The sequence below is a fragment of the Streptococcus sp. WB01_FAA12 genome (assembly GCF_012843315.1).
GTDB lineage: Bacteria > Bacillota > Bacilli > Lactobacillales > Streptococcaceae > Streptococcus.
The window spans coordinates 58,142-84,948 of sequence record NZ_JABAEX010000008.1 but is presented as its reverse complement, the minus strand read 5'-3'; the positions used below and the strand labels follow the sequence as shown (position 1 = coordinate 84,948).

Genomic DNA, 26,807 nt, shown 5'->3' with positions numbered 1-26,807 from the left:
ATTATTTCCTTATTCCAAATCTTCTTTTTTCAAAGGCTTCACGTCCTTAAGTAGGGGATGATGTTTGTCCGCTTCAGATACCTCTGCTTCTTCCAGATTTTCCCACTCAATTCCTAATTCTGGGTCAGAGTAGTTAACAAAGGCATACTTCGGTTTGAGTTCAAGCGCCCAATAGTCATTAACCAGATAGCTATAAGAAACTGTATCAGATAGGACTTGAAATCCATTGGCTACGCCACGAGGGACAAAGATTCCCTTACTAGCGTCAATCTCTGTCTGGTAAACATTCCCAAAAGTTTCACCCTCACGCAAATCAACCCATGATCCTAGAACCTTCCCATTATCTGCAACAGAGATGTACTTGTCCCAAGGCTCAGCATGGAGGCCTCGAAGAACATTTTTGCGAGAAAAGCTGACGTTATTTTGCAGTTTCCCTTCAGCAAAGAAGCTTTCAGGAAAGCCAAGTGGAACCATCTTTTCCTTCTGGAAATTTTCCTTAAACCAGCCACGATTGTCTCCATGAACTGGAATGTCAAACTCTAACAAACCTGGAATTGCATCAATCTTACGCACTGCAAGTGTTTTTCCAAAAAAATTATCTGTCATCTAAATTTCTCCAATCAAACGGAGCAAGTATTGTCCGTATTCATTCTTCTTCAACGGCTGCGCCAATTCATGCACTTGCTCTTTACTGATATAGCCCATACGATAAGCAATTTCTTCCAGATTTGCCACTTGCACGTTCTGCATACGTTGAACCGTTTCGATATATTGAGCTGCTTCTAAGAGACTTTCGTGAGTTCCTGTATCCAACCAAGCAAAACCACGTCCCATAAGCTCAACAGACAAATCACCACGATCCAAGTAAGCCTTGTTGACATCTGTGATTTCTAATTCTCCTCGAGGACTTGGTTTGATACTCTTGGCAATTTCGACAACATCGTTATCATAGAAATACAGTCCTGTCACTGCATAGTTAGAGCGCGGCTGTTCTGGTTTTTCTTCGATGGAGATAGCATTCATATTTTCATCAAATTCTACAACACCAAAGCGTTCTGGATCCTTGACATGGTAGCCAAAGACAGTCGCACCTTTTTCCTTAGCAGCAGCATTTTGGAGTATTTTACTCAGACCTGGTCCATGGTAAATATTATCCCCAAGAATCAGCGCTACATTGTCATCTCCAATAAAATCATCCCCAATGATAAAGGCTTGAGCAAGTCCATCAGGACTAGGCTGTTCCGCATAGGAAAGCTTGATTCCAAATTCGGAACCATCCAAGAGCAAGTCCTTAAAACGGGGCAAATCCTGGGGCGTTGAAATAATCAAAATGTCCTTAATTCCAGCCAACATCAAGGTTGACAAAGGATAGTAAATCATGGGTTTATCATAAACTGGCATCAGCTGTTTTGACGCAGCTCGAGTAAGTGGGTACAATCGGGTACCTGAACCACCCGCAAGAATAATACCTTTCATAATGGAATAACCTTTCTTTATCATAACGTTTTGATTTGTTGTGTTTTTATAGCTTATAATCTAAGCATTTGGACAATTTTTAGCTAGCCTCTAACATCAGTTATAAAGCTTTGTTGCGAAAATAAAAGTTACTTTTTACCAAATTTTACTCTGATAAATTAAATTTCGTTTTATTTTCGTCGTTGAGTTTTTTTTGTTCGTGACAAATAGACTACTTCTAAATCTTCTTCTCTAAGATGAACAATTTACCCTCCCAATCATCTCAAATAACAAAGATGTCAATATCATGTTCCTTAACATCACCTCTTTTTTGTCTCCAGCTTGTTTCTGGAATAGCAAGAATAACATATCGAATAGCCTCTGCAAAACTTTTTCTATGCTCATAGTTAAAGTAACTTATCTTATTTTTTAGTTCAAATTAGACTCGTCTTTAGAAAAAAACACCAAATAGTCTTCAAGCTCGTTTAAGCAAGCTGATTGATCATAATAAAGCAAAACACTGTACCATAAGTAATTACTTTCAATATAATCTCATTCCACTCATTGTCAATTCTATACCGTGACTTACTAATTCTATAAAAATCACTGCCACCATGACACACATCTTTTACTTGGCATTTACGAACAATACATTGGTAAGTATTAGTGATATTAATTAATGGTAAAGTGAAAACTACTATTTGTAAAATTTTTGAAAAAATGTCTTTCAAAATTACTATCTAAAGACAATTATCTATATCTTCAAAATATTAAAAAGTTCAATGTTCATTGACGAATGAACTCTGTTGCATATATCTGCTCCGGTCTGTATTAATCACAATCTTTTTAACAGTTTTTCTTCAATTTTTCTAACATAGTCATGATTTTGATAGTCTGTTTTATTTAGTCATCTACTTATTAACATATCTCTTATGATACTCATGACTTTTTCACGATAAAAAATTAAAATTACTACACCATAGAACATACTACTTATGGTGATACATAGCACAATGTTAGCAAAATAATTACTTATAATACTATTTAATAAAAAACATACTAAAACAATAGTTCCAGCTCCCACTATTCCCGTAACAATCGCCTTAATAACACTACGAAATTTCATACTACGACAATAAAACATAGCAATTAATATCATAGAAATTTCTGCAATCAATGTTGTAAAAGCAGCAGCATTTTCAGCGAAGATGGGAATTAAAACAAAATTCAACCCAATATTTACTATGCCGCTAGTAATAGTAGCAATCATAACTTTCTTTTCCATTCCCAATGGAATCATAACTATATTAATAAAAAAATTTGCTGTCATTGCTGGAATTAATGAAACTGCTAAAATTGCTAAAGAAGAGGTAGCTTTTAGATACTCCTCACCTGAGAATAGCAGTATCAAATTATTTCTTATCATAAATAGGCCTGTGGCACATGGAATCATTACTAATATAGTAACCGTGAGAATTTTATTATATCGACTATAAGCTAAGGATTTATCCTTAGCCAGCTCATTTGAAATTCTTGGTATAATAACAATAAAAGCAGCATTTATCAATTGTTTAACCAATTGATAAAATTGAGTTGACACGCCATAGTAGCCTACAGAAGCATCATCTGCATAAATACGTAAAAGTGTTACATCCGAGTTTATATAAATAACAGTGGCAATCGTAGATCCAAATAGATATAAAATTGGTTTAATATGATTAAGTAATTGCTTTGAATATATCAAGCGAGGTACTATTTTTAAAGTTCTTCTAATATGCAAAACATTTAAAATATTTGCCAAAATTCCTCCAAAAATACTTACAATGACGTATTGAGTAATATCATCTTGATTTCTAACCAACAGAAACAAAAGAGAAAGAGCAACCATTTGACTTAGAATATATCTTATCGTTATAAAAAAATAATCTTCAAAAGCACTATTAATCCAATCCGTACCTATTGTTGTAAACAAGACAGATAGACTTATTAACATTATCCAAAGAACGTATTCTCTTAACATTGGAACAAATGCCAGCAATGCAAATAGAATGAGGTAGGCAACTATAGTAGTCGATATATTTATTGTATATATTTCGTTGACTAATCTATGCAATTTTTTTTTATCATCTCTTACTCTTGCACATTCGCGCACAGCATATCGTAAAATACCTGCCGCTGCAATATACGAGATGTAGTTTACGATAGATACACTAAATGTATATTTCCCATAATTCTCAACTCCAAGAATTCTAGTTGCATATGGAAATGTAATCATTGGAAAAATAATCGAAAACAACTGTTTTATTACACTCAAGATTGCATTTTTTTTCACTGATCTTTTTTTCTCTATCTTATTCTTTTTCATAACATCTCCGGCAATCTCTTACTCAAAGAGCTCCTCTATAATAAAAATATCTAATCATAAAAGTGTATATTGAGCACCTTGTGATGATTTCTTTGATTTTTAGGTGGTAATTCCATATAATTGCATCCATAATCAATTTTTAAAACTTCCTCAGGATGATTCGGACAAGGAACAACTAAACCCTCAAAATTTATTGTTTTTAGAGGAAACACATCATTAACATAATAGCAGTATCCAGAATCCCCAGTCTCATATCCAAGTCCTACTATTTTTCTTCCCTTAAATTTACTAACTACTTTAAGGAAAGGTATTATTATCCCTCTAGTAAAATGAAAAATCAAGAATGTTAATACTCTATTTTTCCCCAAAAAAAGCTTTTCATTAAGACCATATGTCTTTCCAACAAGACGTACTCCCCATTCCATTACACCATAATCATAGGGAAACAAATCAATTTGTATTCCTCTATATTCTCGTTGATTATGTTGATACTCTTCTTTTATATACTCCGATTTTAAATCTCTAAGTACATTATAATACCTCACAAATCCTTTGTCACTAGAATAATCTTGAATAACATAAGGATAACTTCCGTTATTAATAATTTTTCTAAGTTTTTTTAAATCGTTATCATTTATGTAAATATCAAGATCATCATCCCAAGGAATAAAGCCTCCATGCCTTACAGCACCAAGTAGGGTTCCAAAAGCAACAAAATAAGTAATATTATTTTTCTTACAGATATCATTCAAAAATGAAAGCATCTCAATCATACGGAGTTGTGCTTTCCTTAGCTCACTTCCGTCATAGTTGTATCTATTTTTTAACTCTAGCTCAGTCTCTCCAGTATTGTAAATTATATCTATTGGCATAGTCAATGACTCCTTTATCACAAATATCTAATCTATTTGATTTATTTACTTCCTTTGAATTCATCAATCCCTTCCTTGTAGTAACCCAGCAACTCCAAAAATGTATGTTCTGCTCCCTTATTCTTGAAAGCTTGGATATAGCTTCCTGCTGTGCTGATAAAAGGAAAATTAGCGGCCAGTAACGCACCCTTATCTTTATAATATTTTCTATCGTATCCTTTAAACCATGTAGATGAATCTTGTTTCATAGTAGAAACAATAATGGGAGATTTATATACTCGTAAACCTGCTTTTAGACAGTCTTGAATAAACGTTACGTCCTCCCCGGCTCCATACCTTGCTCCTCCTCCAAACAATAATGAGAATGTTATGTTATTGTATAGTAATTTTTCTCTCCTCGCTGTAATCCTAGCTCCACCAAATTTAACACCTTCAAGCCTATTTATACGTCCAAAGTTATCAACTTGATAAGGCATACGATCTTCATTAAGACACTTATTCGAAAATAGAATAACATCGGCCTCTGGGTGTTTCTGATACTCCAACAAAACATCTTTATAATAAGTATCTGTGAAAACCATATCATCATCAGCAAATTGAATGATATCAGCATCTGATCTCATTAAACCTGTATTTCGACTTAAACCAATACCCCGTTCATTGAACTCATACCATTTTATAGTGGAATTTCCCAATATAGTCTCATGATAAGAAAATGAGTTAGATTGATTGATGATGATAGCATTAGATTTAATATTCATCTTCTCTATAAGACTATCATCATGTTGATTCATTGTAGATACAATAAGTTGATATGTCATGTTTTAACTCCTCTATTAGCCATTACCAAATAATATCTCTAATTTTTTTGTTACTGTTTTATTAAATGTGTCATGTTGCAAATTTTTATTGAAGACAAGTTTAATTCTAGCTTTGATTGATGTTTTAGAATCAATAACCATCCTACAAATATCTTGATTTTTTAAACTTATATACTTTCGATAAACTTTCAACAAACTTGCTGCTTGATCACACATACTGATCTTACGCTTTTTTGTTATCTCATTTAGACGATTTCTAATAACATTAAATTTATTTTGCTTAGCTGATACCATACCAAATACATTATTGTCATGCATTCTATACTTCATTGATGGAATATCATCATAAATGATTTTACCACCTATCAATGCACATAGGCAGGTAAGTAACGAATCATGCATAATAAAAACATCTGGAATATCATTATCCTGTATAATTGAGGCTAGCTCCTTATTAAATACAGAAGTACAACCTTGTGCACAACTTGCAAGACAGAGAACTGATTCAAGTGTATAGTGCGGTTTCTTCCTATGAGTATTCCGTCCAATATCATTAAGGTTAGAGTTCACTAACTCACAGTTAGTACAATAAAGAGCAGGGCCATTAATTTCAGAAATGGCTCTAATACCTCGTTGTAATTTGTCCTCGTTCCAAATATCATCTTGATCTGAAAAAGCATAATAATCATATTCTGGATTATCACGTAGCAATGAGATAAAACATTGTGCAGCTCCCTTATTTTCACCTTCAATAAAAACAAGTTTACCAGTATCAGCGTATTCACGAATTATATTTCGAGTATTGTCTGTTGACCCATCATCTCTAATGATTAGGGTAAAATCAAGATTTATATCTTGTTTTAGAATACTTTCAATTTGCTCTTTAATATATTTTTCACCATTGTATGTAGCCATGAGCACTGCTAATCTCTTAACCATCATTCATACCCCTTATATAATCATTTTATAACATATCGCCATTAAGATTATCTATATTTTTCAAAAAACAACTGGATTCACAAATCAACATCCCTAACGTAATGTATGGAAATCTCGGTGCATCCGTTAATATCAAATTAATACAAGAAAACAGCAAGAACACGACAAATAACTTCATCAATAAATCATAGTAAGCCGGAATTTTATTTGTGTTATCTCTAATTATTCTCAGGCTTGAGTAAAACCAACTGATTAACCATATCAAGCCAATTATCCCACTTCTAAACATGAGTCCTATTACACCCACATCACTTGGATAGTAGCGCCCAAATGGACCAACGATGATTGAATAAGTTGAATAGTATGGGTTAGAAGAAATGTATCCTGCTCCAAACAACCAATGTTGTTTAAAATAATCTAAATAATATTCAATTGTAGAGAATCTAATTTGAATTCCATAATCATTCTCAATTAAATTATTGAGCAATGGAATAAAATATTGTAATGAAATCAAAACAACTACGATAATTACTAGCAATGTAATCGGCAACTTTATGTACTTCTTTATATCCTTTTTTAGAATAGGTATCATCAAAATTGTCGCTAAAAGATATAGACTTAGTGTTCTTGTCTTAATAATCCAGACTAGATTAATCATTGTAATAAATATGTTAAACATATGACAAAGTCGTCTACTTCTAGTCTCTTCCTTATTAGTAACAATACTACATGATATAAGGAAACTAAGGACAATAATAGTTTCTCCAATTGCAAATCGAGGAGTACCGTTTCGAAGTTTTTCAAACACACCTATATGTAGAAAATCAAATCCTTTTAACGCCAAAAACATTTCAACAAAAGAAAACAAATTACAGATAATCCCAGTTATAGAAACGATACGGAGAAATAATGAGACATCTTTCATTGATTTAATCATAGGTCGAAAAGCTAAATATAATATAAATGGAGTAATGGTATACAAACTCTCCTTTAATATCACAGTAATAGGAAGTCCATATCCTTGCGCAACTATAATACCCGAAATCCACATTAGAACAGCTAATATAATGGTAGTTTTATACTTAGTTTTCTCAATTTTAATACCATTAAATATAAATATTATAATTGATAATATCAATGATGCTAAAAGCATAAAATCATATGTATAGAGCTTTATAAACCAATAATTTGTTCCATAAACTGCTGTAATACATAACATAAGCAAGAGAAAACTTATATTTTTCTTTTTAATTACAAGTCGTCTGTTCATTAAATCTCCATCACTTTGTTACTTTTTCAAATTCAATTTTTAATACTCATTTCATGAATCTTCAGAATTTTAAAATATGTCTTCTGTATAATCTCTGATGAATCCCTCATATAATTACCATAGTATGTACACTATATGCTCATTAGCAAGTCTATTCTACAAAGATTGATACATCTTCCCACTTCCATAGAATTCAGTTGGAACAATCTCTCTCGCCTTATACTCTTACAGATTATTTTCAATGAATTTTGCTCCTCAGCTTTTTGCCATCAAAGTAATCTATTAATCTTTCGCTTTTATTGATAAGGCTTTGTTATTTTCTCAACGGGAACTCCATCCACTATATACAAAGAATAATCGTCTCTATGATGCTTTCTAACAATTGAATCTTTGTAGCAGAAAAACTTTAAAGTTCTTGAAAAGAGTACGAAGAAAACATACTTCCTCAAAATACCACTACTAGGCATCCATCTATCAAGAGAATAATTATAGCGGCATTTATAGACTTTTTATCCTCTGCTACTTCAGTACCTGCACCCAAAATACAAGCGATATAATAACATGAAAGGAAAATATTTTCTGTATAAAAATCATCTAGTGTATTGATTTAAGCTACCATTTCCATTTTCATAGACGTTTAATAATCTCACTACATTTTTTCTAGTCTTGCGAAGAAAGATAATCTATTAAATAAGCTCAGCCGTCTAATTTAGTTTAGACCATTCAAGCCCTCGTAGCAAGTCAAAGCACAATACTCTTCTTTGAAAAAGTTGATAACTTTATATCTAATCAGTTTGGAGATCCTCAGAGAGACATAATAGCTGAAACTTTGCTATCATCTTGCTCATGAATACTATTCCTTACAAGTTCATTTGCGGTAAAATAAAGATAGGTCATTTATGTTAATTTATTTCAAATAAATACTATTTTTTGAGGATAATATGGATGTATTTTCTATCCAGCTTATTTTTACAAATTGGACATTTATTCTTCCCCATAACTTAGTTCTAAAAATAAATGTTGTTCTCGCTTATCTACTGGAGGTAGGACCATGTAATCATCTCCATAGAACATTTTTAAATACTCTTCTGATTGAACTGGAACATTCACCATCAAAGTTTCAAAAGGCACCTTCTTATAAACATTCATATTCTCTCTCAAGTAAGTTTCACGTCTAAAATGTTTTCGCCCTGTTGGTATGGATACATATTTAGTATGTGAATCCTTACAACTTGCGTTACATTTATCTAACCAGTCTAACCAATTTTTAATAGGAACGATTCCAAAAAACCATCCCACCATTAATTTGCCCATAGAATAATTTAATTTCCTTCCTTCAAGACAGTACATTTCTTTCATCAATGTATGGTTCTTAGTTTCACGCACAGAAGCCAAAACAAAAGTTAAAAACATGCTTATATAACATTGAAAGAATTGTTTAACTGGATTATCAAAAACATTTTCTACAATATATAAATCTACAGAGATACCGCATTCTTCAGCAGCATAATCGTATTTTCTACGAGCGACTGTTCCCTTTTTTCTAATTTGAGAGACATGTAGACCCAGTTCTGGATGACTTTTTGGAGATTGAAGATAGTATTTTCTACTTAAGCTGTTATCTGTTTCAAATAATGAAAAAAGCTTATTATAACTTTCTCGAGGAATGTTGATATCAACATCATCGTCCCATGGTATGAAACCTTTATGACGGATAGCCCCTAAAATGCTACCACCACTCAAAGAATACTGGATTTCATTCTCTTCAAAAAAATTAAACACATCAGAAATCATTTTGAGCAATTCAGATTGATATTTTTTCAATCCTTTATCGTCTAAGCGTATAATATCTGATTTATCATATTTTAATTTCGCTACCATTAATACTACTCCTTAAACATTCCTCATAATCCAACACAATCTTTTCCCACGTAAATGCATACGCAATTCGTTGGCTAGATTTTTCGTCCAATTCCGAAATTGCACCTTCATCAAATCGTTCTACCTCTTCAATCACACGCGCCAACTCATCTTTTTTCCAGTAAATAGCCCCATCTTCACCAACTTCACGATTAAAACCAACATCTAGTAACAAATTTAGTTTTGTTGATGCAAGAGCTTCTAAAAGCGATGGGTTTGTCCCACCAACTTCATGTCCATGGAAATAAGCAAAAGCATTCTCGCGAATATACTTGAGTAATTCTTGGTCATAGACAGTACCGACAAATTTGACCCTAGGATCTTTGTCAAAACCAGTATCCTGTAACAACTGATTGTAAAATTTATTTTGCTCCACATTTGTAATAAGGACAAAGTCCTTATTGGACTTAGACTTGATAAATTCACGAATCATTGATTCATAGTTATTTTCGGGAACGAATCGTCCCACCACTAGATAATAGCCATTTTCGCTTACTCCCTTTTCACGATACCAGTTTCGAACTTTGGCATCTTCTGATTTCAGACTTGAAGGGGTAGTATCTGTACCATAAGCGATATAGGTCGTCTTGGGCTGATACTGTTTATAGTCCTCTCGGATATATTTTTCGATATTTTTGCTATCACAGACTAATAAATCTGCATGTTTGACCATCAACTGTTCCGAAAATTTCCAATACTTCCGAACTGGCAGGCTCCATTTAGCCCGAAGCCACTCATGACCATCTGGATTTACCAGTAAACGGCCTCCGATCGAACGAATTTTTTTCTTAAGTCCAGAAATAAAAGGTCCGATACGACAAGCTAGAATGTAAAAAATGGGAGCCTCGTCCTTGTTTCCCTTAGCCAATTCAATAGCCTTATTGACCGCTGCAATATCGTAAGCAATGGCTCTAGCAGGACCAATATTAGGCACATCAATGTTGTAACAAATAGCACCGTTGTACTCAAATGTATCTGCTGTAAATCCTGACTTTGCAGAATTTTCGCGCATGCAGGCAACATAGTATTGGATGTTCCCATCTTTTTGATATTCGGTTAATTTTTCAACAAAGGTTTCAAATCCTCCATACTTGGCAGGAATCCCCTTTGAACCAATGATATAAACTGACTGTTTCATCTCTCTCCCAACAAGACTGAGGGGCAAAAATCACTTCGCTCCATCTCTCATAAATACTACTTTAACTGTCTTCAATAAAATTTCAATATCTTTCCAAATTGTCCAATCATCTATATAGGCCACATCTAATTTGACAACTTCATCAAAATTTTTGATTTCACTTCGTCCGCTGACCTGCCATAAACCTGTTATGCCAGGTTTAAAACTTAGACGACGTTTTTGTTCTGGGGTATAGCGCTCATACTCGTCCACTGTTGGTGGCCGTGTGCCAACCAAACTCATATCTCCCTTTAGAACATTATAAAACTGTGGCAGCTCGTCCAAGCTAGTCTTCCTTATAAAACGACCAATTTTCGTGATACGTGGGTCATCATCCACCTTAAACATTCCACCCTGCATGGTATTTTGTTCCATGAGTTCTCTTTTTTTATCCTCAGCATCCACACACATAGAGCGGAACTTGTAAAAAGTGAAGTGACGACCATTTTTTCCAATACGCGTCTGAGCAAAAATAGCAGAGCCCCCATCCTTTCGAATCAAAGGGACCAGTACAACACTGACTAGACCACATAGTATCAGCCCTACTAGAGAACCGATAATATCAATAATCCGCTTAGCAATCACGTGGCTAGTCTTATAAAATGTTGTAGAAAAAGTCACAACGTTTAATCCTGCCATCTCACGAATTTGCTTGTTACGTGCCAAACTACGATCAAAAGCATTTAGATTGACTGTTACATCAATTCCCATCGTTTCAAACTGAGAGATAAGCTCTCCAATATTGTATTTTTCACTTGGAAGATTGATAAAGACTTCATCGACCACCTCATGAGTCGCAAATTCTACTATATCTTCCTCTGCTACTACCTTTAAAGAATTATGCTGAAAATCTGGTTTGTCTAAAACACTGACAGCTACCAACTCCCCAACAACCTCATTTGATTCTATTAATCTATCCAGTACCTTTTCGACACGAGAAGTTGCTGTAAGCAAGAGGATCTTCTTACTTCCTTTAAAATTGGGATAAGCTCGTTTCCAATACCACTTGATAAATAGGTTTAGCACATAGACTAAGAGAGCATGTAATGTAAGGAAGTAAATCATGCCTCGTCTGGAAATACTAAATCGATCCTCTAAGAAAAAATTAGAAATACTAATCGCTAGCGCAAAGAATAGGATATATTTCAATGTCTGGACAAGTTCAAGCAAATATCCCCTTTTAAAGAAATCCTGTCCATAATCACTAATATAAAAGACAAAATAATGGAGGATATAAAGTGCAACAGCTGTTGTTGAAACAATCTCCGTTTCTCTCACAGCGCTAAGCAGATAAGTCAATAAAATAACAAGAAAACTCTGGATTATGGCCAATGAAGGCTTTACTACTTTTCCATTCATCTCTATCCCCCAACCTATTTTTTATTTTTTCCCGTAATCTCCATAATTTCCATAAGGACTGTGTTTGTATACTGAAGTATCGAATTTGTTCAACACAACTCCTAAAAACGGCTTCCCAGTTTGTTCCAACTGTTCTTTCGCTTTTTGAATCTCTCGTCGATTTGTTTCACCTGCTGCTGTCACTAAAATAGAAGCATCACATTTTCGCGTAATGATAGCTGCATCAATCACGACACCGACAGGAGCAGTGTCTACGATGATGTAGTCAAAATATTTACGCAAGGTTTCAAGCATTGTACTGAAATTCTTACTTTGAAGAAGGGCCGTCGGATTCGGTGACACAGTACCAGCCTGAATCACAAAGAGATTTTCGATATTGGTATCACAAAGCCCTTGTGACAGGTCTGTAGTTCCTGATAGAAATTCCGTCAGACCTGTAATTTTATCCCTTGCTTTAAAGACACCTGACATAACAGAATTGCGGATATCTCCATCAATCAACAGCGTTTTGTAACCTGCACGCGCAAAAGCCCAAGCTATACTAGTGGAAGTCGTTGATTTTCCTTCTCCTGGTTTCACAGAAGTGATAGAAAATACTTTCAAATCATCTCCACTTAACTGTAGGTTCGTGCACAAAGCGTTATAATATTCCTCTACCTTTTTTACAAGATCCAATTTTGCCTGTGAAATTTCTAACGTTGGCATAACTTCCTCCTATTTCATTTTATCCAAATCTGGAACGACCCCTAGAAGTGGAATTTGCAGTACATCTTCGACATCTTCAGGACGTTTCACACGGGTATCGAGTAACTCAATCAAAAGAACAGTAATTACTGTTACGACCGCTCCTCCAAGAAAACCAAACAAGGTGTTGCGTCGAACATTTGGAGAAGAGGGAGTCGTAGCTGGTCGCGCTTCTTCAAGTGTCGTTACATCAGATACTCGCGTTACAGCGATGATCTTTTCTGCAGCAGCTTCTCGTAGAGAATTAGCAATGCGACTGGCTTCCTCTGGTTGTTTATCCTTGACAGAGATTGAGACGATACGAGTGTCAGCTGGTACAGTCACTTGAACTTTACTAGCTAACGTTTTTGCTGGCATATCCAATTTCAAATTTGTCGCTACCTTTTCCAATACATCCTGCGAAAGGATAATCTCACGGTAGTCTTTTACCAGATAAGATCCTGCCTGCAAGTCCTGATTTGTCAGTCCCGGCTTATCTCCTTGATTGCGATTCACTACGTAAATACGCGTGGTACTCGTATATTCTGGCTTAACAATAAAAGTGCTATATGCAAAAGCTCCCGCCCCTGTCACAAGTGCCACTAATAAAATAATTAGCTTGCGTTTCCATAAGGTTTTAAATAATTGAAATACATCGATTTCTATCGTATTTTGTTCTTTCATCATTTCTCCTAAATTAGTTGATCCATTACAATTTTTCGAGGATTGTCTATAAAGAGTTCTTGAGCCTTCGCTTCTCCGTATTTTTGGGTAACAAGGTCATATGCTTCTGCCATATGAGGAGGTCTACCGTCTAGATTGTGCATATCACTTGCAATGACATGAACCAAATCCTGCTCTAAAAAATACTGAGCTCTTTTTTTCATAAATTTATAACGTTCTCCAAAAAGTTTTGGTTTGAGGATGTGTGAACTATTTACTTGCGTGTAACAGCCCATATCGATCAGTTCTCGAACGCGTTTTTCATTATTTTCAAGAGCATCATAGCGCTCGATGTGGGCAATGACTGGAGTAATTCCCAACATCAAGATCTTGCTCAAGGCGCTATGAATATCGCGATAAGGGGTGTTCATACTAAACTCTATCAAGGCATAACGACTATCATTGATGGTCGGAATCCGCTTTTTTTCCAGTTTATCCAAAACATCTGGTGTGTAGTAAATTTCCGCCCCATAAGCAATGACCAAGTCACTCGCAACTTCCTTAGCTATTTCCCGAACCTGAAGAAAATTTTCTGCTATCTTCTCTTCTGGAGTTTCAAACATGCCCTTGCGACGATGAGAGGTAGAGACAATGGTTCGCACCCCCTGCCTGTAGGCTTCTGTCAAGAGGGCCTTGCTTTCCTCTCTTGACTTGGGGCCATCATCTACATCAAAGACAATGTGCGAATGAATATCAATCATTTCATCTGCCCTCCAACACGTCTTGAATAGCAGTTTTGACAGATGCAAGGCTACTGTCGTCAATTTCCATCATATAGAGGTTACTATCTGGCATCGCATAGGAAGGGAGATCCATCCGTCCTGTACCTTTCAAGTCTTGCGAATTCACTTTGTAAGTTCCACCACTTTCCAACTGAGCATTGACCAAGTTCATCATGGTCTCAAGCGGCATGTTTGTTTGGATAGAATCTTGCAAACTATCAATAATCGTACTATAATTTTTCAGTGCTTCGGTCGACGTTAATTTTTGAAGGATAGCCACAATCACCTTTTGTTGATTGCGCCCGCGGTCACGATCGCCATCTGCTAGGGAGTAGCGCTCGCGAACAAAACCGAGAGCCTGTTCTGAATCAAGATGAACATTGCCTGCAGGGAACTGAAACTTCCCGTGTAGAGCTGTGAATTCCTGATCATTATAAACATCTACCCCACCCAACAAATCAATCAATTTCAAGAAAGAAGTGAAGTTCAATCGCACATAGTAATTGATATCTACTCCATAGAGATTTTCTAAGGTGTGGATGGATGAATCAACTCCATAAATGCCCGCATGGGTTAATTTATCTTTTTGATTATTTCCACCATCTGCGATTGGTACATAAGCATCACGTGGCGTTGTGGTCAAGAGGATTTTCTTGGTATCTCGATTGACAGTCATCAGGATATTGACGTCTGAACGCGACACTGAACTAATCGGGCCATAGGTGTCAATTCCACTCACATATATATTGAAGGACTGACTCTTTGAAGTTTTAGGAGCTTCTACTTTTTTGGTGAATCCCTTAGTATAAATCTTTTTTATCTTCGATGCGTAATCTGGATACTCTGACTCGATGATATTTTCAAAGACACTATTTAAGACAATAGCCTTGGTATCACCTGCAATCAAACTCTTGTAAGCTGCCAAGTAAGACGAACTCTGGTTGACCGTCAAATCGGTATTCTGACTTGACTTGATATCAGCTAGTAGTTTTTGAATGTTTTCATTATCAGTCCCAGTCGGTGCTGTTACACTCGTCAGTTGCGTAACATTGCCAATCTCACTATCTGCTAAAACAGCAACACTGATAGAATATTCTGAGTAATTAGAAGTCGCATTTAAACGATTGGTCAGTCCAACAAACTGCTGTACTGCAAAGAGCGACACTGAGCTGGCAAGGATAGAGAGCACCAACAGAAAAATAGTAAATTTTTCAGCCTTTTTATAGATAATCAAGAGCAGCCCTACTAAGGCAACTAGTAGAACTAACGCAGTTGCCACTAGATTAAGATATCTAAAAGCAAGCATATGGTATTTAAAAATCAAAAACAGTAAAAAGCCAGCCAACAATAGATAAATAGCTAACAAGGCTATGTTAAGGCTTCGCTTTACTTTTCCCGAGCGAGATCTCTTTGAACGTTTCGTCATGACACTCCCCTATACTATAATAATTAAAGTAATTATATCACAAAAGTAGGACAAATTCCATTCATTCCCACAATTCTCAGCGTTTTCATTCCTTTTTTCTTAGCTATATTTTGAAGTGACCGCTTTCATTATTTAGGACCTTGAGCAAACAAAAACAAGATCTCTTGCAAGAGACCTTATTTCAACTTTTTATTTGATATGATTTTCAAATTCTTTTTGGCTCTTTTCGATAGACTTTTTACTTTCTTCTTCCCACTTAGCCTTGGCTTCGCCAAATTGTTTCTTGGTAACAGGGTCTTTTTGCAATCTCATGTACTTATAGTTATTTCCGTCACCCTTGATTCCCACTAGAGAGTAGGCACGTGTAAACGGAGTTACTTTGGTTACAGAGGCTGTACCACCATTTGACATAGCAGACATGACTAGAGAATTGTCGATCATCCAAGCTTGAGCTTCAGCGTATTTTTCATAACGCTTAGCGACATCTTTGTTCTCAGCATCTGCTTCTTTCAGGAGTTGTGTATAGGTATCGAGTCCCAAACTCTTGATAAGCCCTCGGTCTTCTTTAGCATCAAGACCAAAAATCTTGAGATAGAAGCCAGTTTCAGCGTTGAATGGGTCTAGATAAGTTGATGGGTCTTGGTAATCACCAACCCAACCATCAAAGTTTAGGTCGTAGTCACGAGCTGCTGGATTTGGTGCTAAGAAAGCAACATTTCCAAAGTCATCTGTAGAAAGCTGTTGAACATCAATGACGATATTGTCAGAACCTAGTACTGTTTCAAGGGTTTGTTTAACCGAGTTCATACCAGAAACCGCATTTTTATTCGTCTGATCAACAGGGACATCCAAATGGATTGGGAAAGCCACGCCTTGGGCTTCCAATTCCTTTTTAGCTTCCACAAATTTTGCTTGGGCCTTTTCCTTGTTGAAGTAACCGTCTTGGGCATCCGCCAGGTTAATTCCTGACCATTCTGTTCCATAGTGAATAAGTTTAGAAGAAACTACTTCTCCAAAGCTCTTGTCGCCTACCTGAACAAAAGTTGGGGGAACTAGAGTATTACGAAGGGTCTTACTTGCTGCTTCTTGTCCGTTAGATTGAGCAGAGTAGGCTGTTCGATCAATACCAAAGTTGATAGCCTGACGGAAGTTTTTATTTAAGATAGCTGTTTGAGTAGATTTCTTTTGTTCATCCGTTGTTTTAGCAGTATGGTTATAGGCTTTACGGTTAACATTAAAGTTGAAGTACCAAGAAGTCTTATCTTGCAAGCTATAAACGATATTGTCTTGGTATTTTTCTTTTGTCTTGGCATAGTTGGAGCTATTTGGATAGACTCCCGCAAGCGTATAGGCACCACTTTCAAAGTTTCGAATGGTCATCTCCTGATCAGAGCCATCAAAGTAGGCCAGTTTAACTTTCTCAATGGTCACTTTATCATGATCATAGTAGTGTGGGTTCTTCACATACTCGATTGAAGATTTTGATGTGAAATCTTTTAACAAGTAAGGGCCATTGTAAAGGATGCTGTTTGGCGTCAAGGTTCCAAATTCTTTATCCTTGGATTTTAAAAACTCTTCGTTAACTGGGAAAAGGATACTGTTGGTTGTCTTTGAGTTCCAGTATGGCTCTGGTCGAGTCAAAGTGTACTCAACCGTATAGTCATCCAAGGCTTTCACACCAACCGTTGTGAAGTCATTGGTCACACCTGTCACATAGTCATTCAATCCCTTGATAGAGTTTTGGATGAGATCCATGGCTTGACCCTTGTTGTCCACAGCATACTTAATCCCAGTGACAAAGTCTTGGGCTTTGACTGGAGCGTACTCTTCTCCATCAGCCGTGTACCACTTGGCATCTTTTCTAAGTTTATAGGTATAGGTCAAACCATCTGATGAAACAGACCAGTCTTCAGCTAGAGCTGGCACGAGGTTCCCATAGCTGTCATTTTCTAGCAAACCATCTACAAGATTGGTAATAACGGCAGTATTATCTGCATAATAGTCTAAAAGATAGTTAAATGTCGTCGGATTTGCACCAAATGTTGATGAGAAGGTGCTTGTATCTGTATTGGACTGTCCACAAGCTGAAAGTAAAATCCCTGTAGCTAAGACAAGACCTGTCCCGATCAGTCTTTTTTTCATTTTGATCATCATTCACTCCTTTATGTCACTTTTTATAACATAACTATATTTTATCAAATTTATCCTAAATTGTAAAGTTCCTAGTTTTACGACGACTAATGTCTCTAAATCAGAAAAAGGAAGTACAGATTTTCTGCAACTTCCTTTTCTTTTATAGACTATTTGACGTGTTTTTCTAGCTCTTTTTGGTATTTGGCATTTGTTTCAATTTTTTCTTTCTGCCATTTCTTGAGAGCTTCTTCGTATTCTTTTGTAGTCACAACATCATTTTGCAATTCCAAACCTTTGAACACAAATGGGTCTCCCTTGATTCCGACTTGAGAGTATGCTTTTGTGAATGGTACAGTACGACTAACAGTTGGAGAACCACCTGAAGAAGCAACTGGGATCAAGAGCGAGCTATCAGACACCCAGGCTTGAGCTTTAGCGTATTTTTCGTAACGCTTATTGAGGTCGCTTGTTTCAGCTGCGGCATCATCCAAGAGTTTCTTGTATTCGTCTAGACCAACTTGAGCCATCACTTCTGGATCTTTTCCACGAGTGATACCCAAGTGTTTAAGAGCAGAACCTTTCTTAGCATCAAGAATGTTTAGGTAGGTAGCTGGGTCTTGATAGTCTGGTCCCCAACCAGTTCCGTTCAAGTCATAATCTTTTTGTGCTGGAACCTTAGCTTGAGAAGTAATGCTCATTTTCTCATTATCGGTCATTTGAAGGACATCAACAATGACATTCTCTGTACCAAGTGTTGACTCGATAGACTGCTTGAGTGAGTTAGTCTGTTGAACAGCGATAACATCGGTCTGTTCAACTGGAACATCCAAACGGATTGGGAAGGTCACACCCTTAGCCTGCAATTCTGCTTTAGCCTTTACAAAGGCTGCCTTGGCTTTTTCAGGACTGTAAAGCGTATCCTTACCATCAGTAAGGGCTACATCTTTCCATTGGTCCCCGTAAGAAACCAGCTCTGCCTGAGCCAACTCTCCAAAGGTCTTTTCACCTACTTGAACGTAGTCATGAGGCACTAGGCTATTACGGATAATTTTGTCCGCACCTTCTTCACCATTCAACTGAGCAGTGTAAGAATGACGGTCAAGGGCAAAGTTCAGCGCCTGACGGAAGTTCTTATTAAGAAGAGCTTCTTTTGTTGATGTTTTTTGAGCTTCGTCTGTTTTAGCTGTTTTATTGTAAGACTGGCGGTTTACGTTAACAGTGAGGTAGTAGCTTGTCGCTTCTTGTGGACTGTAGACAATCTTATCTCCGTACTCTTTCTTAGTTGACTCAAAGTTTGAGCTTGTTGGGAAGAGACGGGCTGTTGTATAAGCACCTTGTGTAAAGCTTCGAATCAAGGATTCTTGGTCGGAACCATCATAGAAAGTTAGTTTAATGTTGTCAATCTTAACATTGTCCTTATCCCAGTAGTTCGGATTCTTTTCATATTCAATGACTGATTTTGAAGTCAATGATTTCAAGAAATAAGGACCGTTATAAAGAATACTTGATGGTGTTGGTGCACCGTAGTCGCTCCCTTTAGAATTCAAAAATTCTTCGTTAACTGGAAGCATGGTAGCAGTTGTAACTTTAGAGTTCCAGAAACTTTCTGGTTTGTTGAGCGTATATTCAACCGTGTAATCGTCAACAGCTTTCACTCCTACAGTAGAAAAGTCATTGCTTTCTCCACTGATGTAGGCAGCCAAACCTTTGATAGAGTCTTGAAGGAGGGATAAGCCGTCTGATTTACCATCAGCTGCGTGTTTCAGACCCGTAACAAAGTCCTGAGCCTTGACTTCAGCATACTCTTCTCCTTCAGAAGTATACCATTTTACACCCTTACGAAGTTTGTAGGTATAGGTCAAGCCATCTTTAGAAACGGACCAGTCTTCTGCAAGCGAAGGAATCAAGTTCCCGTATTTATCGTTTTCCAAGAGGCCATCGACAACATTGGCTATAACGTCAGAAGTTGAGCTCTTGCTCGTCACGCTGTAGTCCAAAGATGATGGATCTATTGCATAGACATAAGAAAATGTCTTGGGAGCATCAGCCTTCTTTTCGCTTTGCCCACAAGCGGTTAACAGAAGTGCTGCACTCAAGACAGCACCTGCTCCTAAGAGCCACTTTTTCGATCTCATAAGTAATCTCCTTAAAGATAGTGTTTTCACCATTATACCCTATTTTTTCATAAAAGCAAGGGCTTTCGCATGATTTTTTAGAAAATTCTAACAAATATTTTTTAAAGATTTTTCTATACAATTTTTAGTAAAAAACCTCAAGCTTCAAAAGCTTGAGGTTCTCTCATTTTAGTCAGTCATTTCCACACAGAAGGCATCCCATGGAGCCAAGGTCTGTTTCTCAACTGCTTCTTTAGCAGTAGTATTTTCAATCAAGACAGATTTCACTTTTCCTTCTACTGAAAAGTTTTGTCTTTCATTGGACAAATTAGCCACGACTAGGAAGCGACGGTCTCCGTCCTTACGGATATAAGCAAATACCTTGTCAGCTGTATCAAGCAATTCAAAGTCAGCTCGAATCAGCCAGCTATTCTCCTTACGGATTTGAACGAGTTTTTGATAAGTATAGAAAATAGAATCTGGATTTGCCAGTGCTTCTTGAACATTGATTGCTTGATAGTTTGGATTAACTGCCAACCAAGGTTGACCTATTGAGAAGCCAGCATTTTTACTCTCATCCCATTGCATCGGAGTACGGGCATTATCACGACCGATGACACGGATGCTGTCCATGATTTCTTCAATCGGAACGCCTTTTTCAAGAGCCTCACGCGCATAGTTGAGGGATTCAATATCTTCTACTTGATCCAGTGTTTCAAATGGATAGTTGGTCATCCCAATCTCCTCACCTTGGTAGATATAGGGAGTCCCTCTCATAAGATGAAGTAGGATTGCAAAGGCTTTGGCAGATTTCTCACGGTATTCTTGGTCATTTCCCCAGATAGAGACGATACGAGGGAGATCATGGTTGTTCCAGAAGAGGGAATTCCAACCGTCTTCAACTCCTAATTCTGTCTGCCATTTGTTGAAAATTTCTTTCAACTTACTGATATTCAATTCTTTTTGGTAGTGCCACTTAGGTTGCCCTTCCTGATACTGAAGACAGATGTGCTCAAACTGGAAGACCATCGACAATTCTTGGCCCTTTGGATCAGAGTAAAGCTTGGCAATTTCTGGCGTCGCACCCCAAGTCTCTCCCACTGTCAAGAGATCTTTGTCGCCAAAGGTGGCTTGGTTCATCTCCTTGAGATAGGGATGAAGCATGGGACCATTATTAACTACCTTCTCATCAGGAATCTTGCCAATCATATCAATGACATCCATACGGAAACCACCAATACCTTTATCAATCCAGAAGTTCATCATCTCGTAAATTTTCTGGCGAAGTTTTTCATTCTCCCAGTTGAGGTCGGGCTGTTTCTTACTGAAAAAGTGGAGATAGTATTGACCCGACTTCTCATCGTATTCCCAAGCAGACCCACTAAAGATAGAATCCAAATCATTGGGCTCATCGCGCCAGATATAGTAGTCCCGCTCAGGACTACCAGGATTTTCACAGGCCTCTACAAACCAAGCATGTTCATCCGAGGTATGATTGACTACTAAGTCCATGATAATTCGGATATCACGCTTCTTAGCTTCCGCGATCAGTTCATCCATATCCTCCATGGTCCCGAAAATAGCTGCAATTGCTTGATAATCAGCAATGTCATAACCATTATCATCCATAGGACTGTCATAAACGGGAGAAAGCCAAATCGCTGTAATCCCTAACTTGGCTAGATAGTCCAACTTACTTGTAATTCCTGGCAAATCGCCAATTCCATCTCCATTGCTGTCCATAAAACTCTTTGGATAGACTTGATAGACTACGGCATTATGCCACCATTTTTCTTGCATCTTTTTACCTCATTATTTTGATATTCCATAGTCTATGATAGCGCTTTTCAAAATTTTATGCAAGCGTTTGCCTAATCTTTTTGATTTCTTTTTTACCTTTATAGTTTCCTAACTTCCAATTTTTTATTATAATGGAGATCAGAGGTAAAAAAATGAAAAAACAAGCTTTTAGTTCTGAACAATATTTGAATCTACAGCGCGACCACATTTTGGAGCGTATTAACCAATTTGACGGCAAGCTCTACCTAGAGTTTGGTGGCAAAATGTTAGAAGATTTCCACGCTGCTCGTGTACTTCCTGGTTATGAGCCTGATAACAAAATCAAGCTCTTGCAAGAATTGAAAGAGCAGGTTGAGGTTGTTATCGCCATTAATGCTAGCAATATCGAGCATTCCAAAGCACGTGGCGACTTGGGTATTTCTTATGACCAAGAAGTCCTTCGTTTGATTGACAAATTCAATGAATTGGGGATTTTTGTCGGATCTGTTGTCATCACACAATACGCTGGCCAACCCGCTGCAGATGCCTTCCGCAACCAACTCGAGAAAAACGGAATTGATTCTTATCTTCATTATCCAATCAAAGGATACCCAACGGATATGGATCACATCATTTCTCCAGAAGGCATGGGGAAAAACGACTACATCAAAACCAGTCGCAAGTTAATCGTCGTAACGGCTCCTGGACCTGGTTCTGGAAAATTGGCAACCTGTGTGTCCAATATGTACCACGACCAAATCAACGGTATCAAGTCTGGTTACGCTAAATTTGAAACCTTCCCAGTCTGGAACCTGCCCCTTCATCATCCAGTCAACTTGGCCTACGAGGCTGCAACCGCAGACCTTGACGATGTCAACATGATTGACCCCTTCCATCTCCAAACCTACGGAGAAACAACGGTCAACTACAACCGTGATATCGAAATTTTCCCAGTGCTCAAGCGCATGCTAGAACGTATCCTAGGAGAATCTCCATACGCTTCACCGACAGACATGGGTGTCAACATGGTTGGTTTTGCTATTACAGATAATGAAGCCGCTATCGAAGCTTCTAAACAAGAAATCATCCGTCGCTACTATCAAACCGTTCTTGATTTCAAAGCTGAAAAAGTCGGAGAAACTGCTGTCAAGAAGATTGAACTTCTCATGAACGACCTCGGTATCACACCTGCAGACCGTAAAGTTGCTGTCGCAGCACGTCAAAAGGCTGATGAAACTGGCGGACCTGCCCTAGCTCTCGAATTGCCATCTGGTGACATTGTCACTGGTAAAAACTCAGAACTCTTTGGCCCAACAGCCGCTGCCTTGATCAATGCCATCAAGAAATCCGCTAACATCGCTAAAGAAGTAAAACTAATCGAGCCTGAAGTTGTCAAACCAATCCAAGGTCTTAAAATCAATCATCTAGGCAGTCGCAATCCGCGCCTGCACTCAAATGAAATCCTGATTGCCCTTGCCATTACAGCCATGGAAAACCCTGATGCTGCTCGTGCCATGAAGGAACTTGGTAACCTCAAAGGAAGCGAAGCCCACTCAACCATCATCTTGACTGACGAAGACAAGAATGTCCTACGCAAATTGGGTATCAACGTTACCTTTGACCCATTCTACCAATATGATCGCTTGTATCGGAAGTAATTAAACGAGGCTGGATAAAACTCAATTTGAAGAAAAATCCAGTAAATCTTTACACGATAAAAGATAAAACGCATAATATCAAGTTTTTTGAACACTTGGTATTATGCGTTTTTATGATCTTCCAGCCTCATTTATTTTAATAAAATTGTCAACTCGACACAGGCTCCTCCTTGGTCTGGATTGAGCAGGGTCAGACGACCACCGTGCAAGAGAGCGACCTGCTTAGAAAAGGCTAAGCCGATACCATGATGGGGATTAGCTGAATTGCGGCTTTGGTCACTCTGGTAAAAGAGTTGGTCTGCTCCCAGCAGCATCTCCTCTGAAAATGCAGGGCCATTGTTCCAGATAGCAAAAATCAACTGGTCCTGCTGCACTGATACCGTCAGCTTCACTTCCTTTTGATTCTGGTCAGCATATTCAAGCGCATTCAGTAAAATATTGAGCAGAGCTCGCTTGAGATAATCCAAATGAATTGACAAAATCAGACTAAGATCACAATCTTCTTTGAGATAAAAATGATAGCTTTCCTGTTTGCTGAACAGTGCCCAGTCGTCCTGGAGATCAGCCAAAAAGTCCTCCAATGAAAGCTGACTGAACTGATTAGCATCAATCTGAAAAGTCTTAGCGTAATCAATCAAAGAGCCACAATACTCTTCCATCTTGTGACTGGCCTGCAAAATCTCAGCAGCATAGTCTGCCTGCGGCTGGCTCAACTGCGCCAATTCCAAGAGCTCAGCATTCCCCTTAATCACAGTTAAGGGCGTTTTCAAATCGTGCGATGTCGCTGATAACTGTAAAATCAACTCCTGATTATGCTGCTGCTCTCTTTCTAGAAGACGAGCATTTTCTTGGTGGCTGCTCCGTAAATCACTATAAACTTCTAGCATTTCCTCAATTCGAAAAAGCTGGCTTTGATTTTCTTCTAAAAACTTCTCGCTCTTTAGCATTTTTATTTCCCTGTCGATTTTTCGGAGCAATTTCAAAATATGATAAAAAGTAATCAGCAGCAAGCTCCCTGCCCAGAAGAACAAGGTGAAAAGAACGTAATTACTTCCTTGCGTAAATTCATAGCCTATAAGCACAAAAATCAAAACATGAAAAAAGACGATTTTTAAACTGGTTGTCCAGACTAGGCTTTTGAAATTTCGGGTTCTAATTGCCATCTATAGCCTACTCCTCTCACTGTTGCGATTGCTTGCAGCCCTTCTTGTTTGCATTTTTGACGAATCTGATATACGTATTCTGAGATGGAGCGAAGCTGTGTTTCTGAGCTTTCTGGGTAAAGCAAGGTATGCAGGCGTTCAGCTGAAAAGGTCTGCTTGGGATTGCTAGCTAGTAAATGCAGCAATTTAAACTCTCGCTCTGAAAATTTCAAGACTTTACCAAAACAGGTAACTTCATAGCGATCCGGATAAAATTGACAAGAAGCAATTTCAGAATAGCGCTCCTCACGTCTTTCCTCCCGCCGAAGATGAGCTCTGACACGCGCCAGCAATTCTTTGGTTCCAAAAGGCTTGACAACATAGTCATCTGCTCCGCGAAAGAGCCCTTCTACTTTGTCCGCCTCCAATTCCTTAGCCGTCAGAAAGATGATCGGACACGAAAGATGAGGACGAATGTAGGAACACAGCTCAAAACCATTAACAGGCTCCATCATCACATCCAACAGAATCAAGTCATATCCGACAAAATACGTCAGCTCTAGCTCTTCTATCCGATCAAGCGTCGTCACATCATAAGCATCGAGCTCTAGGACGTTTTTCACCAGCTTCAAAATGCTCCGGTCGTCATCAACCACCAAAATACGATACTGTCTCATAATTTCCATTATAGCATACCTCTAGCGAACATCTCGTTTCAAGGTTAAGAATATAGCAGAGCTCCAAACTAAAGCTAACCAGAAAAGCTGTATTCCCAGCCCTGATAGATCTATTGACTGCTGAAGCCCTTCATACTCAAAAAGATTTAGCGTAGCCAGATCAGGCAGGTATTTTGCTTCCTTGATAAAAGTTGCCAATAAACGGCTGAGACCAATCAAGAGAGGAAAGAGCACCGACACCGGCACAATCCAAGATTGAAATAGCAAAGCGAGGCCGGCAGCTAAAAAAGCCAGAAAAAGATTGCTGAGAAGACCAAAAGAGCTGTAATAAAGGAATTTCCCCAATAAGAACCAGCTAAAGTTTAGATCAAAACGAGCCAGCATCACAAGGAAACAGCTACCTACCATAACACTATAGAGAACTAAGAGCAGCAAGACCAGAAAAAGGAATTTCCCAGCCAACCAAGCCTTTCTATTTGATACGGTTAAAAAATTCGTTCGCATCCCAGACTTGACAAACTCCTGAGCAAAATAGAGCGAAGTAAAGATGACGATGACAGGCTGCGCCAGATAGAGGGCATGCAAAGCCTCGCTCAGAGCCTTCGTCTGGCCAACTGCTGTCTGACTGTAGTCAAGATTCATTAGAAAAAATGGAACAGCTACCAGAGCCACCAAGGCTGCACCAAGAGCGAGATAGTAAGAACGGAACTTAATCCATTCACTTTTAAGCAGAGCTATTATCATCAGTAGCGTCCTCCTAAATCCGTCTTCAAAAAGTGCAGAGAGGTCATGCCGCCGATGATTAGTATCCATGCGCCAAGTATCAACAGCCCTTGCAAGGGATTGTTGACATATTGGGAAGTTGGCGTTGCAGTAAACAACTCTCCAGCCGGCTGTGGCAGATAAGCTCCCCAACTCGTGTGAGCTGCCAGGTAGTTTCCCAGATTATAGATTTGGGGTACGAGAAAAAGCAGAGGAACTAGCATGGTCCGAGCCAATAAACCTAACAAAAATGAAAGGATTCCCAATAAGGTTAGAGATAAGGTTTTCCACAAAATCAGACTCCAAGCTGCATGATTGAGCAGAATCGGATCAAGCCCTTCCTTTCCTAAAGCCAGATGCATGACCATATAACTAAAGTAAATTGATAAAAAGCTACTGGCAAGAGAAAAGCAAGCAAAGGTCATAAGTTTCCCCACAAGCAGCTTCAGGCGGTTATTACAGGTCAAAAGACTGGTTCTCAAGCTATGAGACTGAAATTCCATTGCTCCCAAAATTCCAGCTAAAATGACCAAAACCATGCCCGCCATAAAGGCCCCGTTGAGACCCAGATATTCCAACGGGTCAATGGCTTCTGCCAGGCCGGGAACCGTCTCAGGTGTAGCATCCAAGCCAATAGACAAATACTGTCGGCCCTCCAACCAGGATACGGCAGGCACCAATAGCAGCATGAAGGCCATACTCACTCTGAAAGCCTTAGTTGAGCAAATTTTCAACCATTCTGAATGCAATAAGGGTATCGTTTCTTTCAT

At 37.9% G+C, this 26,807-nt stretch carries 22 protein-coding genes; 1 reads left to right on the top strand and 21 read right to left on the bottom strand.

Going from position 1 to position 26,807, the window contains the following annotated elements:
• Positions 1-9: 9 nt before the first annotated feature.
• The 17 genes from HF881_RS08865 to HF881_RS08785 all read right to left on the bottom strand — a co-directional run bounded on the left by HF881_RS08865 (position 10) and on the right by HF881_RS08785 (position 21,819).
• Entirely contained in the window at positions 10-606 is a 597-nt protein-coding gene (locus HF881_RS08865; protein ID WP_169447185.1) for a dTDP-4-dehydrorhamnose 3,5-epimerase family protein, read from the bottom strand.
• Positions 607-1,476 carry a glucose-1-phosphate thymidylyltransferase RfbA gene (gene rfbA, locus HF881_RS08860; RefSeq protein ID WP_169447184.1) on the bottom strand — a complete coding sequence of 290 codons (870 nt, stop codon included), beginning with the start codon at positions 1,474-1,476 and terminating at the stop codon, positions 607-609.
• A gap of 886 nt (positions 1,477-2,362) precedes the next feature.
• On the bottom strand, positions 2,363-3,820 hold the full coding sequence (locus tag HF881_RS08855) for a flippase (protein ID WP_169447183.1): 1,458 nt from the start codon (positions 3,818-3,820) through the stop codon (positions 2,363-2,365).
• Between the two features lie 50 nt (positions 3,821-3,870).
• Entirely contained in the window at positions 3,871-4,692 is an 822-nt protein-coding gene (locus HF881_RS08850) for a LicD family protein (protein WP_169447182.1), read from the bottom strand.
• 41 nt (positions 4,693-4,733) lie between these two features.
• Complete coding sequence (locus tag HF881_RS08845; RefSeq protein WP_169447181.1) at positions 4,734-5,513, bottom strand: glycosyltransferase family A protein; 780 nt, start codon at positions 5,511-5,513, stop codon at positions 4,734-4,736.
• A 15-nt stretch (positions 5,514-5,528) separates the two neighbouring features.
• Complete coding sequence (locus HF881_RS08840; RefSeq protein ID WP_169447180.1) at positions 5,529-6,455, bottom strand: glycosyltransferase family 2 protein; 927 nt, start codon at positions 6,453-6,455, stop codon at positions 5,529-5,531.
• 22 nt (positions 6,456-6,477) lie between these two features.
• Positions 6,478-7,722, bottom strand: coding sequence for a hypothetical protein (locus HF881_RS08835; protein WP_169447179.1), 1,245 nt, complete (start codon positions 7,720-7,722; stop codon positions 6,478-6,480).
• 984 nt (positions 7,723-8,706) lie between these two features.
• Complete coding sequence (locus HF881_RS08830; RefSeq protein ID WP_169447178.1) at positions 8,707-9,603, bottom strand: LicD family protein; 897 nt, start codon at positions 9,601-9,603, stop codon at positions 8,707-8,709.
• Positions 9,581-10,780: a glycosyltransferase family 1 protein gene (locus HF881_RS08825; RefSeq protein ID WP_169447177.1), complete on the bottom strand. Its 1,200-nt coding sequence runs from the start codon at positions 10,778-10,780 to the stop codon at positions 9,581-9,583. Before HF881_RS08825 ends, HF881_RS08830 begins: the two co-directional genes overlap by 23 nt.
• Before the next feature lie 30 nt (positions 10,781-10,810).
• The gene (locus tag HF881_RS08820) at positions 10,811-12,178 is read right to left on the bottom strand and encodes a sugar transferase (protein WP_169447176.1); all 1,368 of its coding nucleotides are present in this window, start codon (positions 12,176-12,178) and stop codon (positions 10,811-10,813) included.
• Positions 12,179-12,199: 21 nt separating this feature from the next.
• Positions 12,200-12,883: a tyrosine-protein kinase gene (locus HF881_RS08815; protein WP_169447175.1), complete on the bottom strand. Its 684-nt coding sequence runs from the start codon at positions 12,881-12,883 to the stop codon at positions 12,200-12,202.
• A 9-nt stretch (positions 12,884-12,892) separates the two neighbouring features.
• Positions 12,893-13,585, bottom strand: coding sequence for a capsular polysaccharide biosynthesis protein CpsC (cpsC, locus tag HF881_RS08810; RefSeq protein WP_000664139.1), 693 nt, complete (start codon positions 13,583-13,585; stop codon positions 12,893-12,895).
• 8 nt (positions 13,586-13,593) lie between these two features.
• Positions 13,594-14,325 (bottom strand): capsular polysaccharide biosynthesis protein Cps4B, encoded by a 732-nt coding sequence (gene cps4B, locus HF881_RS08805; RefSeq protein ID WP_125838169.1) that lies wholly within the window; start codon positions 14,323-14,325, stop codon positions 13,594-13,596.
• A gap of 1 nt (position 14,326) precedes the next feature.
• Positions 14,327-15,772 carry an LCP family protein gene (locus HF881_RS08800; RefSeq protein ID WP_169447174.1) on the bottom strand — a complete coding sequence of 482 codons (1,446 nt, stop codon included), beginning with the start codon at positions 15,770-15,772 and terminating at the stop codon, positions 14,327-14,329.
• 189 nt (positions 15,773-15,961) lie between these two features.
• Positions 15,962-17,923: a peptide ABC transporter substrate-binding protein gene (locus HF881_RS08795; RefSeq protein WP_169447173.1), complete on the bottom strand. Its 1,962-nt coding sequence runs from the start codon at positions 17,921-17,923 to the stop codon at positions 15,962-15,964.
• Between the two features lie 149 nt (positions 17,924-18,072).
• Positions 18,073-20,040: a peptide ABC transporter substrate-binding protein gene (locus tag HF881_RS08790; protein ID WP_169447172.1), complete on the bottom strand. Its 1,968-nt coding sequence runs from the start codon at positions 20,038-20,040 to the stop codon at positions 18,073-18,075.
• 168 nt (positions 20,041-20,208) lie between these two features.
• Positions 20,209-21,819 (bottom strand): alpha-glucosidase, encoded by a 1,611-nt coding sequence (locus HF881_RS08785; RefSeq protein ID WP_169447171.1) that lies wholly within the window; start codon positions 21,817-21,819, stop codon positions 20,209-20,211.
• Positions 21,820-21,971: 152 nt separating this feature from the next.
• Between HF881_RS08785 and HF881_RS08780 the strand changes: the two genes are divergently transcribed.
• Positions 21,972-23,456 (top strand): DUF1846 domain-containing protein, encoded by a 1,485-nt coding sequence (locus tag HF881_RS08780; RefSeq protein ID WP_169447170.1) that lies wholly within the window; start codon positions 21,972-21,974, stop codon positions 23,454-23,456.
• Between the two features lie 131 nt (positions 23,457-23,587).
• Here HF881_RS08780 and HF881_RS08775 read toward each other — a convergent pair whose 3' ends face one another.
• Genes HF881_RS08775 through HF881_RS08760 form a run of 4 tightly spaced genes read right to left on the bottom strand, consistent with a single transcriptional unit; the run spans position 23,588 to position 26,807 of the window.
• Positions 23,588-24,619 (bottom strand): HAMP domain-containing sensor histidine kinase, encoded by a 1,032-nt coding sequence (locus HF881_RS08775; RefSeq protein WP_169447169.1) that lies wholly within the window; start codon positions 24,617-24,619, stop codon positions 23,588-23,590.
• A complete protein-coding gene (locus HF881_RS08770) occupies positions 24,586-25,284 on the bottom strand; it encodes a response regulator transcription factor (RefSeq protein ID WP_169447168.1) in 699 nt (232 codons plus the stop codon). Before HF881_RS08770 ends, HF881_RS08775 begins: the two co-directional genes overlap by 34 nt.
• A gap of 12 nt (positions 25,285-25,296) precedes the next feature.
• Complete coding sequence (locus HF881_RS08765) at positions 25,297-26,019, bottom strand: lantibiotic ABC transporter permease (protein WP_169447167.1); 723 nt, start codon at positions 26,017-26,019, stop codon at positions 25,297-25,299.
• The gene (locus HF881_RS08760) at positions 26,019-26,807 is read right to left on the bottom strand and encodes a lantibiotic ABC transporter permease (protein WP_169447166.1); all 789 of its coding nucleotides are present in this window, start codon (positions 26,805-26,807) and stop codon (positions 26,019-26,021) included. Before HF881_RS08760 ends, HF881_RS08765 begins: the two co-directional genes overlap by 1 nt.